This is a genomic window from Sulfitobacter sp. L-8 (assembly GCF_056859255.1).
The window spans coordinates 14219-31006 of sequence record NZ_JBSXOD010000040.1; the positions used below are offsets into that span (position 1 = coordinate 14219).

Below are 16788 nucleotides of genomic sequence, written 5' to 3' on the forward strand. Positions count from 1 at the left end.
CACTCACGGCTCAAGGTCCGGCAAGGTGAAGTCCATGTAGCGGCGTTCTTCGGCAACGGTGGCGGCGTCAACCACGCCTGCATTGCCTGCGCCTAGGGTTTGGATCGCTTCCAGCTCCCACATCCGGGTCATGGCGATGGCAAGTTCCGCCGTGACGCGTGTGTTATGATCCATCGAGGCTTTGAGATCTTCCATGTCCGGGATCATCTCGACCAGACGTTCCACCCGCTCGAGAGACTGTTCCGCCTCTGCGTGGCTGTTCTGCGCCGCCGCCGACATCACAGCACCTGTGGTTGCCCGCGTGGCCACGCCTTCGGCGCCCGGATTGCCGCTGGTGGCGATCTCGCGGAGTGAATCCTCGTCGAACCCGGCGCTTGCCAGCGCCTGTTCCATCTGCGTGCGCATGGGCCCGGCATTGGGCCCGATGAGAGCGCTCCAATCGCCCGCCTGGATGCCTCGGATCAGGCCGGGGATGTCTTCGAAGTTGGCCTCAAGCAAGGTGTCGAGGTCCCCGCCCATGGCGAGCCCGAGGATGCTGCGCGGCCCGGTGAGCGAGGCATACATCTCGTTCAGCTGATCGAGCTGGCTTTGCAGCATGTCCAGTTGCTCCAACGCATTGTCCAGAAGATCGGTCTGGATCCCGAAATCCTGCAGCATCTGTTGAAGCTGGCGGATTTCCTGAGCAATGTTCTGAGTGTCCACCGTGGGCACACCCTGTGCCGCGACAGGTCCGGTGACATTGAGGGTGAGCGCGAGAGCAATGCTACCGGCGAAAAGGGAACGGGGCAGGCGCAGGTTCAACGCAAATCCTCCTGACTGAAATCCATGTATTGCCGCTCGGCAGCCTGGGCCGCCGCCAAGGCGATCTGCTCGGCACTGAGTGGCTCGGTTCGGGCGGCCTTGATCCGGGTCCGGATTGCGACCAGCCGGGCCAGTTCGGCCCGGGCATAGGTGTTGAGCGCGATGGCCTCGTGGAGATCCTCGGTCTCACCGATGCGGGTGATGATGTCCTGAACCCGCAGGGCGGCGGCACGGACCGAAACCAGCGAATAATCGCCATAGACCCCGGCGCCATGGGCCGAGAGGCTGAAACTCGCGTTGGCGAGGAGCACAGGGTCGATGGTGCCGAGCGCATCGATGCCGCCTACGGCCGCGAGGTAGTTGTTGTACTGCTGCGGGATCACCACGACATAATGCTGGGTTTCCGCGAAGGGTGGCACACCGCCATAATCCTGCACATTGCCCGGCCCGGCGTTATAGGCGGCGAGCGCATGGATAATGTTGCCATCGAACATGTTCAGCATTTGTGCGAGGTATCGCGCACCGCCGGTGACCTGCAGATAGGGATCGTTGTAATAGGCCGGGTAGATCCCGAGATCGCCCGCGGTATCGGGCATGATCTGGGTAAGTCCGAAGGCACCCACGGGTGAGCGTGCCCCGATCTGGAAACGGCTTTCCTGCCAGATCAGCGCCTGCAAGAGACAGCGCCATTGCACGAGCGAAAGACCTGCGCGGCCGACCCCGGACAGACTATGGGTGTCGCGTGCTGCGCGGATGATCAGCTCCTCGATCCCCTCCCTGGCATCGCCGAACATCCGCGCTGCCGCTGGATTGGTGTCCTCGGGTGCATAAAGACTGGCGGCCGCGCTTTCGACGTCGTCTACCGCCCCCTGCCCCGCCTCGAGCCCCGCCACGGTTCCGGCCACGTCTCCAGCGCCAAGCGAGATGGCATCCATCAGCCCTTCGAGGGAGGCGAGTTGCTGGCGCTCGATTTCGGCCAGTTCCTCCTCGCGGCTTAGCCGGTCCTGCTGCAGTGCCAGGTCCCGATCGGTCTGCTCAAGGATGGCCTGCCGCTCTGCGAAGAGGCGCAGATCGAAGGTCGGCACGCCTTGGGCGACCGCTGGTCCCGCCGTGGGACCTGCCAGTGCAAAGCCGATCATCGAGAGAGGAAGCCAGGTCCGCATTGGCTCAGCCGCCCGCCCCCAAGAGGACGAAATCGCAGGCCGTGTCGCGGCGCGTAACCTCCGCCCCCATGGTCGAGATCGTGGCGGTGGCGGTTCCTGCCTGCGCAGGAGCCTCGCGAAAATTGAAGCAGTTGGCTTGTGGGGGAGTATGCTGCGCACAGGCTGTCAGGGTCAGGCCGAGCCCGAGCAGCACGACGCTGCGAATGATGGAACGGGTCATGTCACTCTCCAGAAATCAGGACGTTCGCGAAAATCGGCGCCGACAAGCGCTTCGCCCTTCTCCATTCCGCCAAGGATGGTCACGAGCGGGCCGAGCGCGCTGAGATCGGCATCGATCACGACGGAACCACGGTCGTCGCGTACAAGCGCGAGCCGCGAGGCCGAGCCGACGCCCAGAAGCACGTCGAGTTCTTTCTCGCTGAGGCCGAGCATCGCGTAGTCAGCGGCGGAAGCACGAATGTTGGGCAAGAGCATCTGCGTCGGCACCGCTTCCACGATGGTCTTGCCGGTGCGCGTGCGCTCGAGCTGGCTGGCATATTGCGTCATCATCACGACGACGGCGTTCTGCTTGCGGGCGGTCACCAGCCAGTTGCTGAGTCGCTCCGCAAAGTAGGCGTTGTCGAGGGCTTTCCATGCCTCGTCGATGACGATGATGGTGGGCTTGCGGTCCTCGATCACCCGCTCGACCCGGCGGAAGAGGTAGGACAGGACCGCCATGCGTTCCCGCTCGCTCTCGGAATCGAGGATGCCGGTGAGGTCAAAGCCCGCGACGTCTCCATCGATGCTGAAACTGTCCTCGGCATTGGCCCCGAAGATCCAGCCGTAGCGACCCTCGGCCGTCCATTCCTGCATACGTTCGAAGAGATCGCCCTCGTCATCGGTCGAGACCAGCAGCGAGGCGAAATCCGACCAGTTCCGTAGACCCGCATGTCCTGCGCTGGCGTTCTGGCGCACGACTTCCTGCAGTCGGTTGGTCTGAACCGGGGTCAGCGGTCGATCGCGCCGCTCCAAGAGGCTCGCGAGCCAATCAGCAAGCCATGCCTGGCCCCGCACGTCGATCTCGGTCTGGAGCGGATTGAGGCCCGTGGGGCGCCCCGCCCGCACGGTCGAATAGCTGCCGCCGAGCGCGCGGACGGCCATCTCCATCCCCGCGCGATAGTCGAATACGAAGACCCGCGCACCTGCCCGCCGTGCCATGGTCATCAGGAAAGCCGCCAGGACGGATTTGCCGGAGCCGGGACGGCCGAGGATCAGCGTGTGCCCACCTGTGGGCTCGCGATCTGGCGCGCCCTGTTCGTGGAAGTTGAAGCGAAAACCGCTGCGCTCTGGCGTCGGGAAGAGTGTGATCGGCACGCCCCAGGGGACTTCCCGCCCTGTCTTTCCGAGCGGGGTGCGGTGGAAGGTAGCGAGATCGGCGAAGTTGTGGTTCGTGATTGCGGCCTTGCGGCTGCGCGCCCCTGTGTTCCCGGGATGCTGCGCCATGAAATGCGCCCGTGCCCCGAAGGCTTCCGAGATCAGGTTGATGCCGGAGGTGGCGGAGATGTTGCGGATTTCGGCCGCGATATCGTCAAGCGCCGTCTGGGTGCGGGCATAGACGGCCACGGTCATGTGGTGCTCGCCGAAGATCAGGCGTTTGGATTCCAGATCGTCCTGCGCGAGTTCCAGTTCCTGGGCGAGACTGACGGCTCCGTCATTGGCGGCCTGCATTAGCCGCAGCTGCCGCTTGATCCGGCCCGCCATGATGTTGGCGTTGATCGGCACAAAAGAGTGCGTGACCACCATGTCGACGGGCAAGTTCAACTCGTCGAGCATCAGGCTATCGGTCTTGGCGGGGTAGTTCTTCACCGCAAAGATCGCCCCGAGCTTGTCGCCGACGGCACCGTCCGAGAGTGCGATGGTCGTGCCGCGGAAGGTGACGCGGGTATTTGCGACGTCCTCGGCGATCACACCGAGGCGCGACCGGGGGAAGAGCGGGTGCTCCTCGCCCGTGTTGAGTGAACCGAGGAAGCCCAGAAGCTCTCCGGTGCTTGCGGCCAGCAGGCGGGGCTTCAGCTCATCGAAGGAGGACAGCAGAAACCCCACAACCTCGTCGAGCTTGCGCAAGCGGCGGGTGGTGTCCGCCGCATGTCGCGAGCGAGACGCCCCAAGTCCGAACGGCAAGCGGCTGCCGGTCTCCGGGCGCTTCAGCACGGTCAGGGTCAGCGTCTTGTCGCGCAAGCCCGCGCGGCCGAGATGCGCGTGCCATCGTTTGTTGAGGGCGGCAGCAAACCCCTCGCCTGGAATGGGCGGCAGGCTCACATCGACCGCTTTCGAGACCTTGTGCAGGTAGAAGGAGAACTCCGTCCCGACCTGCGCGACGATGCCAGCCAGCAACCCTCCGATCCGGTCGAGATGCCCGTCCTCGCTCGTGGTGCTGTTCACCCCTTCGAGGCGGATGCACTGCATCAGTTCGTTGCCGCGTGTCCGGATCGTTCGGTCGTTCACGAGGCTCACATAAGGCAGCATCATTGAGAGCCGCTTCTCGCCCTTGACCCATGCGGGTAGCGCGGTCAGCGGATCGATGGCGTTCTCAATCTCATCGGCAAGTCCATCACGGGGCATAGCTGTCGCCTCCGTGCAGCTTGCGGTTCGTCGTGGGCGGGGTTTCCTGCAGGGTGATCACCAGGACATCGAGGAAGTTCGGATCCCAGTCTGCGGCCTTCCAGAGCGCCGGCCAGGCCAGCCCCGCGAACACAGCCACCACCCAGCTCTGCACCCAGAGGAACAGAAGCGTCGAGCCGAAGAGCCAGACCATGGCGTACATGATCGGCAAGCCCATCAGCTTGGGTGGCCTGAGAAGACCGATGAACACGCGGGACTGGTCAGCCATGGACGGAGCTCAGGTGGTCCAGATGGCGGCGACGATGGTGGGTGCTGCGGCGATGCCCGCGATCGCGACCACGACCCAGAGCGCCTGACGGAAGTCGAGGATGCCAAAGAGCCAGGAAAGGAACACCCCGATCAGCGCGAGCGTTCCGATCACGATCCCCAAGGGACCGGTGATCGCATCGACAATGCCTTGAAGCAGGGTCTGTACCGGCGAGAGGTCGATGCTCTGTGCAAGCGCTGGACCCGCCAGCACGATAAGGGCCATCGCGCCGAGCGCGACGATCGAAGGTCTCGATGTCATGAAAGATCTCCTCTGAGCCGCTCAAACACGGCAGTCACACGGGCCACATGCCCTTGGGTTTCTCGAAAAGGGGGGATGCCGCCGTGGCGTGCGACCGCCTCAGGGCCAGCGTTGTACGCCGCAAGGGCCAGAGAGCCCTCGCCGAACTGGTCGAGCATCATCAGCAAGTAGCGGGCTGATCCGTCGAGGTTCTGCGCAATGTCATGTGGATCCACGCCGAGGTCGCGGGCAGTATCCGGCATAAGCTGGCCAAGGCCTATGGCACCGACAGGGCTACGTGCAGCCGGATTGTATGCGCTCTCGACTTCGATATTGGCCCGGTAAAGGAGCGCCCAATCAGTGACTGAAAGCCCTGCGCGACGCAGCGCACCATGCCCGGCATACCGCAGAGCCGTGGTCTCGATCGCATGGAGGATTTCCGGGGTGGCGCGGGCGGCGGATCGAGCCGGGATCGCTGTCTCGCTCGTTGCGTCAGGACCGCGAGGTTCTGCGAAGAGAAAAAGGCGCCCGTTTGCCTCTTGAGAAGAGGAAATCAATTGGCCGTCTGGGCCAACCGAAAAGATGAAACCGTCGGCCAGGGCCGGGGGCGCGGAACAAACGCCTGTACCCAAAGCAACGACGAGCGCAGTCGCGCGGTCAGCTGCCTTTGACCGGAGGCGCGACGTGGCGCTCGCGGCCACCTTCTTCAAGTGGGATGCTAGCGGTCGTACAGCCCATGTCGGCCAGGAAACTGACAAGGCCAACGATGGTTTTGAAGTCGCGGAGCTTGAGGACGCTTCGGCTGGTGACGAGCATCTTATCGTCACGCCCATCAGTGGCGACGGCGCGGATGACCCACGAGCCGTACCAGCTGTTATGGCGCTTCTCTGCTCTCTCCTTGCAGACCACCTCAATGAGGTAGCCCTCGGCGAGCAAGCCGCGCAGTCCGTCTTCTGTAACCACATTCGGGGCTTCTTCTATCATGGCCTTCCCTTGGGTCCTTGTTCTGCCTGGGTGCAGTATCAGGCCCACGGGGTCGCAACACCGTGAGCGATACAAAACAACATTAATGATAGCAAGACAATAATAACGTGTTGACGAAGTTCGCCTTGCTCCGATAACGGTGATAGCCGACAGAATGATAATCTTAAAGGCGGCAAAGGAGTTTTGCCCTGCGCTTGTTTATTGCGCGCAACGCACCGTTGCTGTTCGCGTTCCTGCTTGGAAGCATGCCGATAGCCGCGGCAGCAGATTGCGTACCTCCCGAACGACCGTTCTTGCCTCAGTCGCAAGAAGACATGCGTGCCTACGCCGATCTGATCAGAAGCGATTTCGAGACCTACATTGCCGATGTGCAGGACTACTTCCGTTGTCTCGACGCCGAGCGCGCCCGCGCCTTTGTTGAGGCGAGGGAGGTCAGTGATGACTACGCCAGGTTCCTGAATGCTGTCGAATAGAGGTGCTCGGCCATTTCTTTGAGACCGTCAACTATCACCGCATTGCGCCTAACTTCATGTGTCTTTTTCGGGAAACAGCCCGGGCATCCAGCGACCTGCATATTTGGCAGGAAACGCCAGCTTGAGCGGCGCGCGGGTCGAGGTCGATGACAAAGCCCCTGCTTCAAGTAGCGCAGACGTCACCCGTCGTGCGGTGCGATCGCTCGTGCCAAGTATAGACTCAACCTCTCCACGTTCGATCTGCCCCTGATAGAGGACGGCTTTCAACACGGTATCGGATTTTGGAGGCAACGCTCCGGCGCGGATTTCTTCTTCGGCCCAGATCAGGATACGGTCACGCAGCCGATCAGGTCGCATAAGACTTTCCATGAACTCCACTTGGTCAATGCAGGTGCGCAGGAAGAAGCCGGCGAAGGAAGCAAGCGCGGCTTCGCTGAGCGTCCCACGCCCGTCGCGATCTCCACGGCGAGGACCGTCGCAGGAGGCCAGGTGCTCCTTGTAGGCGGCCTCTTCACGTGCAAGCCCGCGCGCCACAGACCAGAGGCCGCGTGTATCGAGCGTTCTGCGCAGCATGGCGTAAGACATGAGGCGGGCAACACGCCCGTTACCGTCGAGGAAAGGGTGCACCCAGAGAAGCCGGTGATGCGCGCAAGCCGCAGCTAGGATTGGTTCGATCCTGCCTGGGAGGTTGTAAGCCTTGTGCATACGTTCGAGAAATCGCGGTACCGCTCCAGGGCTGATGGCAACGTGCCGCCCAACTTCAACGTAGCGCGTCCGCAGCTCGCCAGGCACAACGGGTATTTTTTCGCCCGTCTTCGGGTTTTCGACGAAGAGAAGCTCAGGCGGCAGCAGCTCGCAGAAGCGGCGATGCAGCTCGATAATGGACGCGGGCGCGGTTGGCTGTTCCGCCATGCCGTCCTCGTCGATCCATTTCTGGACCGCCACATGTGCTTTGGCTTCGAGCTGAAGGTTCCGCTTCTTGGGGTCGGCGCTGTAGTCGCCCTGCATCGCGCGTTCGATGTCGATGGGATGGGTGTCGTGCCCTTCGATGAGGTTACTGTAGTAGCAGTTCATCGCCCGCACGAGATCTGCCAACGCCTCCGAGACGGAGGAAGGCAACCCGCTCCGGAACGCGGCAGACTTTTCTGCCAGCTCGAGCGCGAGATCGTTTAGACCCGCGCGCGCTGGTGCACCTTCAGAAACCATGAGTGGCTCGAACAGTCCTACCGTTTCTCCATCATCCGGGGTTGTCACTTGTCCTGCTTTCTGGCCGCTTTGCTGGCCATAAATCACCTCTTCTAAAACCACAGACTATCATGAGGTTGCCGACTCATAAAGTGGCATACCGTCCGCCAATTTGGCCGGTTCTTTGGCCGCAACTCCTCCGCGGCCCGCTGCCAGGCTCGAGAATATGATGAGCGACAAAGGCAAGACTTGCGCGCAACCATCAATCAAATCTCCTTGCTATCACTAATGTTGTTTCGTATCGCTGCACCATTATAGATGGAGTCGGCATCATGAAGCACGTGATCCACGGCGTGGCCACAGCCACGGCAATAAGCATATCCGGACTAATGGCCTCGTCCGGTCCGGCTCAGGCCTATCAGGTGGACTGTGCAATCCTCCTCTGCCTTGCGGGGGGCTGGCCTGCCTCCGCGCCCTGCGAGCATGCTAGAGCGGTCTTCATTCGGCGGATCACGCCATGGCCGATCGAGCCGCCCTTGCAAATCTGGCGGTGTCCGATGGGTGTGTCGTTCAACGATCCCAACCCGATGTCGCCCATGGAACGCCTTTATGACATCACGTTCCGCGATCCGCCCGAACCGCAGGAATCGACTCCGATCCCCCTTGTTCGCGTCCAAGCAGATGAGCAAGCCGACATCGACATCTCAGGCGACGCCTTTGATTTCGTGCGTAGCATTCGCGTTTATCACATCCAGTACCGCCAGCATGAAAACCGAGATGGCGACTGCAATCGCAGCGACTCCACGCGATTGGGGTCCTACGGCGTGCAGGGCGACTACCGATGGACAAGGTCCAACGTGGGCCAAGTGCCGACCGCATCCGGACTGAGCATCCCGAATGGATGCGGCAGCTACTTCTACCGTTCCGTCTTCGTCGACTGGCGCGATCACGCCGGGAACTATGGCTCTGAAGAGGTTCGCTACTGACAAAATCTGCGCGCGGTTTTACCGCGCGCGTCCTGACAACCCCGCACGGAAGGCTGTGCAAAGCCCCCGAAAAGGAGACGACGCCAGACCGTGAAGCCTGACGCCGTGCTAGAAAACTCCGTGAACAAGAGTTTCCTAGCGCACCGCTAAAACACCTGCAAGCAGCAAAGTTGTTTTGCTGGCAAGAATGTTGTTGTCTCACGACATGGCGTCGGTTCTCCAAGGAGACCTCGACCATGGAACCTACGACCGGCCTGATCCTGCGACGGATCACGCAGACAAATCTCTCTGTTGCTGCGCACAAGCTTGCTACCCTCATCCTCGATGCCATCGCCTGGAAGGATGGCTACAACGGTTTGTCGCGCGGAACGGCAGCCTTCACCCTCTCTGCCCTAGCGGAGAAGATGGGTGTCTCACGACAATATCTTTCGGTTCTTTTGAGCGAACTTGAGACGTCGCAGTTGCAGCTCGAGCGGGCGAAGCCGAATGGCAAGTTCGCGCCCTGGATCTTTCGGTTTTCCGCCTTCGACAAGGAGAGTGAAACCCATGATCTCGTGTCAGGTGAAGGCGACACATCACTATCTAGAGAAAATAATAACAAAACTATCTTCTCAGGGCTGATCGAAATCACCGCGAGTTCGAACGTTTTCCAGACCAGTTGGGCAGAGCTCATCAAAGCAGCGAAGGCCACGTTGCCTTGCTGGAACATCGACACCCAGGTCATCTGGGATCGCTTCCTCGCCTTCAACCGGTCCCGAGGCAACGGAAAGGTGCCGGCCGGCTTCCTGCTTGGCTTCATGCGACGATGGCGAAATTCTTCGGGAACTCCAACTCGTCCCGCGGTCAAGCCGCCCGCGAGACCAATAACGGACCCCAAAGAGCGCGAATTGCTGAGACAGATGCAAGCCGCACCAACTGCGAACCGCCAGTTCCACGCGTCCGACTTGTGTCGCTTGATCGGACACGCTGCCTACGAAGCGCGGGTGCTCGATGTTATCCGCAAGTTTGGGTGCCAGAGGTTTTCAGCAACCTTGGCGGTGCACGGACGAGCGGTGCTGGAAGGGGAGATATCCCGGTAGCTTCGCTTGCTCGGACTTGGAGTCCATGAAAGCCCCGCTACAGATGTCTGTTGCAACCAAGTAGAAATGTCACCCGGTCTGCAAAGTAGAAATGTCACCACTGGTAGCGACGTGAGCAAAGCCTGACAGGGCGGAGACCTCAATTATCGGAGCCCTGGCTGGCTTTGCGGTCCGCGTTTCGCTTGCGGTCTGCGAGGGTGTTCCAGCCGTTGTTGCGGCGTCCGTTCTTCCGGTATCCGTTTCTGGCACTTTCCGGGTGCACCTCGGCTCTGGCGGCGGCCTTGTCCTGCTCAGCCTTGATATGGGCGAGGACCGAGCTGAGATGTTTGTAGTCTGTTATCGCGGCGTGCGTGACGCGCTGCTGATGTGGATTGAAGATGGTGCAGGGCAGGGCGATGCCATTGTGCCGAACCTGGATGCGCCCGTCTGGGAATTCGTAGGTGTCGGCGTATGTACCAACCAGACCGCGCGTCAGATCGTTGACCTCCAGCCGGATGCGTTTGTGGTCGTACTTCAGGGTCAGGTCCTTGCTGACATAGCGTTTGTTGCGCAGACAGAAGATCTCGGCCAGCCGATCCGGTGCGGCGTTCAAGGCACGGTGCAGATTGTCCGGACGGGCAGCGGGCTTTGCGAACCTGTCGTTATAGCGCGCCATGAAGCCAGGGAGGAACGCGTTGCCGTCCTCCATGTTGGAGATGCCTGCGATGCGCAGCTCTTTGACCAGGCGGTCCTGTAACGTCCGGTTCGCACGTTCCACGCGGCCCTTGGCCTGGCTGGTATTGGCGCAGAGAATCTCGATCTGCAGCTCTGCCAGAGCACGCCCGAACTGGGTCATGCCGGTCATGTGCTCGCTGGGTTTTGGCACGCGAAAGACCGTGTGCTTGTCGCTGTAGAACGCGACGGGGCGGCCATGCGTCGTTAGATAGCGTTCCAATGCTTCGAAGTAGCTGAAGGTGTTCTCAGACGTGACGAAGCGCAGTTCCATGAGCGTGCTGGTCGCATCGTCAATGAAGACGAGCAGGGTGCAGGGATCGCCCCGATCCTCGAACCAGCGGTGCTCCGAGCCGTCTATCTGAATGAGCTCGCCGAAACACTCTCGGCGAAGTCTGGGTTGATGAAATGTCTGGCGCTGTTTGCGCGAGAGCCAAAGACCGGCACCGGACATCCACTTGCGAACCGTCTCGCGCGAGACTTCAAACCCATGATGCTCGGCCAGCATCTCCGCCGTCAGGTTCGGCCCAAAGTCGGGATAGTTCTCTTTGATCAGCGACAGCGCGTAATCCCGTTTGGCTTTGTGGATACGATTGTTCGGAGGCTTCCCGCGCGCCTTATGTCGGATCCCCGACGCGCCATCCTGACGATAAAGCTTCAACAACCGGAAAACCTGCTGGCGCGTCAGTGCCAGCATGTTTGCTGCATTATCGACGCTCAACCGCCCATCATCGACCTGCGCCAAAACCTCCACGCGCTTCAGCTCGCGCTCGCTCATAACCACCCGTCCCATGCACTATCTCCCTTAGTCTAAGAAGGGAGAGTGACATTCCTGAATTGCTCATGGGTGACATTTTAGCTTTGCGGCTACACCCCAAGGAATCCGAAAGTCAATCTTATGTTAATTTATCTTGCCTTTTCGCTGAATACTGAGAACCTGTCATACCTTTGAATTCGAGTTCGTTGAGCATCCCTATCAAACGATTGTACAAAGGAAATCGGACGGCAAGCTGTCTATACGCCGGCCGTCCAACTCGCGTTTGAATGCAGATCTCAAATGCTTAGGCAGCAGCAGCTTTTTTTGCAGATTTGGTTGCATCATTTGCGGCCTTCTGAACGGCAGCAGCAGCCTCATTCGACGCTTCTTTGCCAGCGGCAACAAGCAGTTCAACAGCTTCGGTCTGTGCTTTGCGAGTGATCTCGGCAAAAGCCGTGAGGTTTTTAGTAGCCTGGTCGGCCGCAAAGTTGGCGAAGTCGGTCACCCCCCCCTATAATTGTGAACGGCGGAGCAATACTCGGCCACGGTAGCAGCGCCGCTGTGGTGTCGCGGGCGGCGTAAAAGTCGGCCACTTTTGCCCTTTCGGATTTCGGGAGGGCTTGGGGATATTCACCGTGGACTTGTATTTGAAGGTGCGTCGGGCTCACTTCCAAGATGGCTTGAGCGGGCGCCAGATTGCCCGGGATTTCGGTATCAGCCGGGACAGTGTTGCGAAGATGTTGGCCTATTCGGAGCCGCCTTGGTATCAGCGGATGGCGCCGATCCGGCGGCCGAAGCTGGATCCTTTCACGGATCAGAGCGACCAGTGGCTTGCCGAGGACAAAGCTCGTCCCCGCAAACAGCGTCACACAGCCAAGCGCATCTTCGAGCGGTTGCGGGATGAGTGTGGGTTTGATGGCGGCTGAGTTCCTGATCTTGTTTGTCGGAGGTATCGGTTCGCTCATGCAAGCCAACGACTACGCTGGATTCACGAGATGAACCTCTTGACGAATTTGAGCGACAGAGCCGCGGGAAACCGCACTGCCAATAGCCGTTTCAATCGGCGCGGCGGGAAACGACTGCGATCGCAAACTCCACCAAATAATCATTGAGAGCCAGCGAAGCTGAATGTGCCGCGTCTCTATCGCCATCGGCGATCGCGTTCAAAATCCGGCGGTGTAGGTCACGGCCACGACCAACTTCGAGGGCTTCGTCACACACGTGCACGACCCAAAAACGACGCGATAACCCTTGTAACGGCAACATGATTGAACCGAGATATTGGTTGCGCGCGGCGTCGATGATCAAACCATGAGTGTCTCGGATTGTGTTCGTGTATTCTTGCAAGGTGAAGTCTTGATTCATCGCGTCAGCAAGTCTGCACATCGCTTGGCGTTGGTTTTCATCCGCCCGCTTGCAGGCTAATTCTACCGCCAAGACCTCGACCGCCCGTCTGACTTCCAGTCGACTGAGTTGGTCCTCTACGGTGATCGCAGGAATTTCGATTCCTTTGCTGGCGTGAATGCGAATCATGTAGCTCGGAGCTAGGCGGTGGATCGCTTCGCGGACCGGTGTTCGGCCCAATCCAGTAAGATCCACTAAGACCTTTTCCGAAATCATCGTTCCCGGAGCAAGTTGCCCTGTCTCAATCATTCGTTGAAGAAGTTCAATGGCTTGCTGTGTCTTGTTGGCCATTCAAAGCGGTCCTTACATCCCAGTTAGACAATTCCATATCACTGAAAGCTTGACATATCACCGATATATCGGCGGTATATTTATTGAGTTTACCCAGTCAAGCAGAAGGAAGATTGATGAAATACGCACCCGGTTCCGAGTCGTGCCCCCTCCCGTTTTCGCCCTTCAAAGCTTGCACCGTGCCGCGCCCGATTGGATGGTTGTCGAGCATCAGCGCAACCGGCGTAGAAAACATCGCGCCTTACAGCCAATGGAACAACCTGACGTTTGATCCTCCGATGGTGATGTTTGCGGCCAACCGCTATCCCGATGGGCGGCGCAAGGACACGGTGATCAATGCCGAGGAAACAGGGTGGTTCGCTTGGAACCTGGCGACATACGACCTGCGCGAGGCCGTGAACATCACCGCAATGGCGCTTGCGCCGGACGAAAGCGAATTTGACCGGATTGATGTGACACGGGTCTACGCCGAAAATGGCGGCGTGCCGATGGTCAAGGAGAGCCCCTGCAAGTTTGAGTGCCGTTATCTCAGCACCCACACACAGAAGGGCAACTCATTCATGGGCACAGTGGATGTGGTGTTTGCTCAGGTTGAACTGATTCATATCGACGATCAGTTCATCCAAAGCGATGGTCGTCTTGATATCGCCGCGATCCAGCCAATCGCGCGACTTGGGTATTTTGACTACACCGTCGTGCGCGAAACTTTCGAAATGCGCGTGCCGGGGTCCGATAAAGATGCCCGCGCCGGTCTGGAAGGCCGCGCCTAATCAACGATGGGGCAGCTGCGTCATCAGCGCGCGATCTAACACTTTAACCAACTGAGGAGTTACGCCATGAACAAGACCAAGAAACTTCACACACTCTCGCGCCGTTCGGTTGTTGCAGGGATTGGCGCAGCAAGCGCCCTGACCCTCACTGGTGGCAGAGCCCGCGCACAAGATCTGATCCCCGTGAAAGTCACCACAGCACTGCGCCTCGCCAACTACACCCCGGCTTATGCGGCATTGCGCGAAGGCATTTTTCAGAAACACGGTTTGGACGTGGAAATTTCATCGGCAAGCTCGGTGGCCGAACCGATCTCGATCTTGAATGCTGGCCGCGCAGAATTCGCCATGACCGGCACGGGCATGGCCGTCAATTCCGCCATAGAGGGCGCTGACACACAGGTGATCGCCAAAATGGCGGGCGCAATCGGTCTGTGGTTCATTTCCAAGCCCGGTGTGACGATCAATTCCCTCGATGATCTGCGTGGTAAGACCATTGCCTCCTATCGCTTCCCCTCCAACACAGTTTCATCGCCAACCTACGCCATGCAATCAGCGGGCGGGTTCGATCCAAGCGAGGCTGGTGTGAAATTCATGGAAGGCCCCTTTGGCTCGATCATTCCAACGGTCCTGAACGGGCGCGCGGATGTGGGCTGTGCCTTTGAATGGGACGCCAGCATTGCTGAAACCGTGCATGGATTGCAAGTATCGCTGCCTTTGGCGCAGGTCTTGGGACCAATCGCCTTTACCTCCACCATGGTGTCGCGCGCCTACGCCCAAAGCAACCCCGAGGTCGTGCAAGCCTTTGTAAGTGCCCTGGCCGAAAGCATGGCGCTTTTGCACGCGCAGCCCGATATCTATCGTCGCGTGTCTGCTGCAGAATTCGATCAGGTCCCGTCTGAAGCGGTCGCTGCAGGCACAGATCGCCTGTTGGGAACCGAGGGCGTTGTTCCGCGCAACCCGTTGGTGACACGACAAGAATGGGACGCGATTATGGCCCATGATCTGGCGGCGGGCACCGTCCGGGGAGAGGGCGCTTTCGAGGACATGGTGGATATGTCTTTCGCTCAGGCCGCAACCGACGCCCTTGCCAACAGCAACTAAAGTGTTGCGCCTTTGAGCCAGAGCCAAAGGCGCAACGCAATAAGCCAAGCAAACTTCAAACTCAGGGGCGCCGGTGATGCGTTTGTCTACCTTCAAGTATTTGCCCGGTCAGCTCGCCTTGGCGATGGTGATTTTCGGGCTTTGGGAAATCGCGGTTAAGGCTGGTTATTTGTCTGCGTACCTTTACGGGTTTCCATCGGGCATCGCCGCCCGCGCCTATGACCTGACCATGTCGGGCGAGATTTTTGGTCATGCCGCTGTGACTGCGTTGGCGGCCGTCATCGGCTTTGTCATCGGCAGCACTTTGGGCAGTTTTTTGGGCCTAAGCCTTTGGCTAAACGAAACGGTGGCCAAGATCGTGCGCCCCTTCATCGTGGCAATCAACGGCGTGCCGAAAATTGCCTTTGCGCCGTTGATTATCGTTTGGTTCGGGATTGGTATCGAGTCAAAAATCGCGATTGCCGCCGCACTGACCTTAATCGTTAGTCTGATTGCGACGTATAATGGCACCTTGGAAACGGACAAGGATTTGCTGAGGTTGATGCGCTCGCTGGGGGCGACACGTTTGCAGATGTGGCGCACGGTCGTTGTGCCTGCCGCCGTACCTTGGATGTTGTCGGCACTGCGGTTGAATGTGGGCTTTGCGTTGATCGGCGCGGTTGTCGGCGAATACATTTCTTCGCAATCGGGGCTTGGCTATCTCGTCTACTATTCGGGGGTCCTCTATGATCTCAATGGGGTCTGGGTGGGCATCATCGCCCTGATGGTTGTGGCGCTATTGATGGACAGAGCCGTTACCGAACTGGACCGGAGGATGCGTTGGTGAGCGATTTTACCCCCCTTGAAACCAAAGATCTGTCTGTCACTTTCAATCCGGGCAGTGAAAACGAAGTTGTCGCGTTCACCGATATCAATTTCAGCCTGAAACCTGATGAGATTTTGGCCATCGTTGGCCCATCTGGTTGTGGTAAATCAACTTTGTTCAATGTGATTGCGGGCCTCCAGCCCGCTACCAAGGGCGAGGTGTACGTTGATGGCACCCGTGTGCTCGAAGCGCGGGGCCAGGTCGGTTACATGTTGCAAAAGGACATGCTGCTGCCTTGGCGCAACGTGCGTGACAATGTTGCGCTTGGCCTCGAAGTCAAAGGGATGGCAACGGCTGAACGCTATGAAATTGCAGATCGACTTATCTCTTCTTACGGCCTCAAGGGGTTCGAAACCTCTAAACCCGGCACATTATCCGGCGGTATGCGCCAACGTGTGGCTTTCATGCGCACTCTGGCGCTGGACCCAGACGTTATTTTGCTGGACGAGCCTTTTTCGGCGCTGGATTTTCAGACGCGTACACTGTTGCAATCCGAAGTGCTGGATATCATCGCCAAACAACGCAAGAGTGCGATCCTGGTCACCCATGACATCGGGGAGGCTGTGACGATGGCCGACCGAGTGATGGTGCTAAGTCGCCGTCCGGGACGGATTAAACACATGATTGACATTGATCTTAGCCGAGAAGAACGCGACCCAGTAATGCTGCGGAGTAATACCAAATACCAAGAGTATTTTCAGCTTTTGTGGGCTGAACTCGATATTTGACCGGGCGTGAATAAGACGGGGAGTTTCTCTAAGGGACGAATTCTCAAGAGCCGTTGCGCGGGTTTCCGCTATCTTTGTTTCATCAATTCTTCCCTGACTGCCTCAGTCGGCCTCCATCCGAGACACTTTCTGGGTGCGCTCTTCAGGCAGTCGCAAAGCGCCCTTAATACTGCGATTTAAAAGCGCGCCAAGCTGGGTTTCGCTGGGTAAGTAGTGGCGGGCCCGTTTTTAAGAATTTCGATGGGTCCTGCTGCCAAGGTGCTTGCGGGCCGCACAAACCGCTATAGGTGCCGATGCCGGACTTGAGCTTGCGCCAGGTTCAAAACTCAAACCCACGATCGA

General features: G+C 59.2%; 19 protein-coding genes and 2 pseudogenes. 8 read left to right on the forward strand and 13 right to left on the reverse strand.

All coding sequences use genetic code 11. The annotated features are described in order from the left end of the window. Positions 1-3: 3 nt before the first annotated feature. Genes AC13DE_RS06025 through AC13DE_RS06060 form a run of 8 tightly spaced genes read right to left on the reverse strand, consistent with a single transcriptional unit; the run spans position 4 to position 6096 of the window. Entirely contained in the window at positions 4-801 is a 798-nt protein-coding gene (locus AC13DE_RS06025) for a type IV secretion system protein (RefSeq protein ID WP_057796681.1), read from the reverse strand. After that, positions 798-1964, reverse strand: a complete 1167-nt coding sequence (locus AC13DE_RS06030) for a lytic transglycosylase domain-containing protein (protein ID WP_483047364.1) — start codon at positions 1962-1964, stop codon at positions 798-800. Before AC13DE_RS06030 ends, AC13DE_RS06025 begins: the two co-directional genes overlap by 4 nt. A gap of 4 nt (positions 1965-1968) precedes the next feature. Further along, entirely contained in the window at positions 1969-2184 is a 216-nt protein-coding gene (locus AC13DE_RS06035; RefSeq protein WP_483047365.1) for a hypothetical protein, read from the reverse strand. Next, a complete protein-coding gene (locus tag AC13DE_RS06040) occupies positions 2181-4565 on the reverse strand; it encodes a VirB4 family type IV secretion/conjugal transfer ATPase (protein ID WP_483047366.1) in 2385 nt (794 codons plus the stop codon). The genes AC13DE_RS06035 and AC13DE_RS06040 overlap by 4 nt, the downstream gene beginning before the upstream one ends. Beyond that, positions 4555-4833: a VirB3 family type IV secretion system protein gene (locus tag AC13DE_RS06045; protein WP_009574151.1), complete on the reverse strand. Its 279-nt coding sequence runs from the start codon at positions 4831-4833 to the stop codon at positions 4555-4557. The genes AC13DE_RS06040 and AC13DE_RS06045 overlap by 11 nt, the downstream gene beginning before the upstream one ends. A 9-nt stretch (positions 4834-4842) precedes the next feature. Next, positions 4843-5133: a TrbC/VirB2 family protein gene (locus tag AC13DE_RS06050; RefSeq protein ID WP_054540759.1), complete on the reverse strand. Its 291-nt coding sequence runs from the start codon at positions 5131-5133 to the stop codon at positions 4843-4845. Next, the gene (locus AC13DE_RS06055) at positions 5130-5813 is read right to left on the reverse strand and encodes a lytic transglycosylase domain-containing protein (RefSeq protein WP_483047376.1); all 684 of its coding nucleotides are present in this window, start codon (positions 5811-5813) and stop codon (positions 5130-5132) included. The genes AC13DE_RS06050 and AC13DE_RS06055 overlap by 4 nt, the downstream gene beginning before the upstream one ends. After that, positions 5770-6096 (reverse strand): hypothetical protein, encoded by a 327-nt coding sequence (locus AC13DE_RS06060; protein ID WP_483047367.1) that lies wholly within the window; start codon positions 6094-6096, stop codon positions 5770-5772. The genes AC13DE_RS06055 and AC13DE_RS06060 overlap by 44 nt, the downstream gene beginning before the upstream one ends. 194 nt (positions 6097-6290) lie before the next feature. Between AC13DE_RS06060 and AC13DE_RS06065 the strand changes: the two genes are divergently transcribed. Further along, complete coding sequence (locus tag AC13DE_RS06065) at positions 6291-6569, forward strand: hypothetical protein (RefSeq protein ID WP_483047368.1); 279 nt, start codon at positions 6291-6293, stop codon at positions 6567-6569. A 54-nt stretch (positions 6570-6623) separates the two neighbouring features. Here AC13DE_RS06065 and AC13DE_RS06070 read toward each other — a convergent pair whose 3' ends face one another. Further along, positions 6624-7877, reverse strand: a complete 1254-nt coding sequence (locus tag AC13DE_RS06070; protein WP_483047369.1) for a Fic family protein — start codon at positions 7875-7877, stop codon at positions 6624-6626. 266 nt (positions 7878-8143) lie between these two features. Here AC13DE_RS06070 and AC13DE_RS06075 point away from each other — a divergent pair, with 266 nt between their 5' ends. Beyond that, positions 8144-8740: a hypothetical protein gene (locus AC13DE_RS06075; protein WP_483047377.1), complete on the forward strand. Its 597-nt coding sequence runs from the start codon at positions 8144-8146 to the stop codon at positions 8738-8740. 236 nt (positions 8741-8976) lie between these two features. Then, on the forward strand, positions 8977-9819 hold the full coding sequence (locus AC13DE_RS06080) for a hypothetical protein (RefSeq protein WP_483047370.1): 843 nt from the start codon (positions 8977-8979) through the stop codon (positions 9817-9819). A gap of 139 nt (positions 9820-9958) precedes the next feature. Here AC13DE_RS06080 and AC13DE_RS06085 read toward each other — a convergent pair whose 3' ends face one another. Both AC13DE_RS06085 and AC13DE_RS06090 read right to left on the reverse strand, forming a co-directional pair. Next, positions 9959-11323, reverse strand: coding sequence for an ISNCY family transposase (locus tag AC13DE_RS06085; RefSeq protein WP_483047371.1), 1365 nt, complete (start codon positions 11321-11323; stop codon positions 9959-9961). A gap of 268 nt (positions 11324-11591) precedes the next feature. Beyond that, on the reverse strand, positions 11592-11792 hold the full coding sequence (locus AC13DE_RS06090) for a hypothetical protein (RefSeq protein ID WP_025054178.1): 201 nt from the start codon (positions 11790-11792) through the stop codon (positions 11592-11594). A 130-nt stretch (positions 11793-11922) separates the two neighbouring features. Here AC13DE_RS06090 and AC13DE_RS06095 point away from each other — a divergent pair. Then, positions 11923-12210 (forward strand): annotated as a pseudogene (locus AC13DE_RS06095) (IS21 family transposase); the annotation flags it as partial. A 133-nt stretch (positions 12211-12343) separates the two neighbouring features. On the opposite strand, the gene AC13DE_RS06100 reads toward AC13DE_RS06095, so the two are convergent. Then, positions 12344-12982 (reverse strand): GntR family transcriptional regulator, encoded by a 639-nt coding sequence (locus AC13DE_RS06100; RefSeq protein WP_483047372.1) that lies wholly within the window; start codon positions 12980-12982, stop codon positions 12344-12346. A gap of 116 nt (positions 12983-13098) precedes the next feature. On the opposite strand from AC13DE_RS06100, the gene AC13DE_RS06105 reads away from it, so the two are divergent. The 4 genes from AC13DE_RS06105 (at position 13099) to AC13DE_RS06120 (ending at position 16446) form a co-directional block, all read left to right on the forward strand. Beyond that, positions 13099-13752, forward strand: a complete 654-nt coding sequence (locus AC13DE_RS06105; RefSeq protein WP_483047373.1) for a flavin reductase family protein — start codon at positions 13099-13101, stop codon at positions 13750-13752. Between the two features lie 66 nt (positions 13753-13818). Continuing rightward, on the forward strand, positions 13819-14853 hold the full coding sequence (locus AC13DE_RS06110) for an ABC transporter substrate-binding protein (protein ID WP_483047374.1): 1035 nt from the start codon (positions 13819-13821) through the stop codon (positions 14851-14853). Between the two features lie 76 nt (positions 14854-14929). Then, the gene (locus tag AC13DE_RS06115; RefSeq protein ID WP_274841134.1) at positions 14930-15679 is read left to right on the forward strand and encodes an ABC transporter permease; all 750 of its coding nucleotides are present in this window, start codon (positions 14930-14932) and stop codon (positions 15677-15679) included. Next, positions 15676-16446 (forward strand): ABC transporter ATP-binding protein, encoded by a 771-nt coding sequence (locus AC13DE_RS06120; protein WP_274841135.1) that lies wholly within the window; start codon positions 15676-15678, stop codon positions 16444-16446. Before AC13DE_RS06115 ends, AC13DE_RS06120 begins: the two co-directional genes overlap by 4 nt. Before the next feature lie 68 nt (positions 16447-16514). Here AC13DE_RS06120 and AC13DE_RS06125 read toward each other — a convergent pair. Next, a pseudogene (locus tag AC13DE_RS06125) lies at positions 16515-16788 on the reverse strand (IS30 family transposase); the annotation flags it as partial.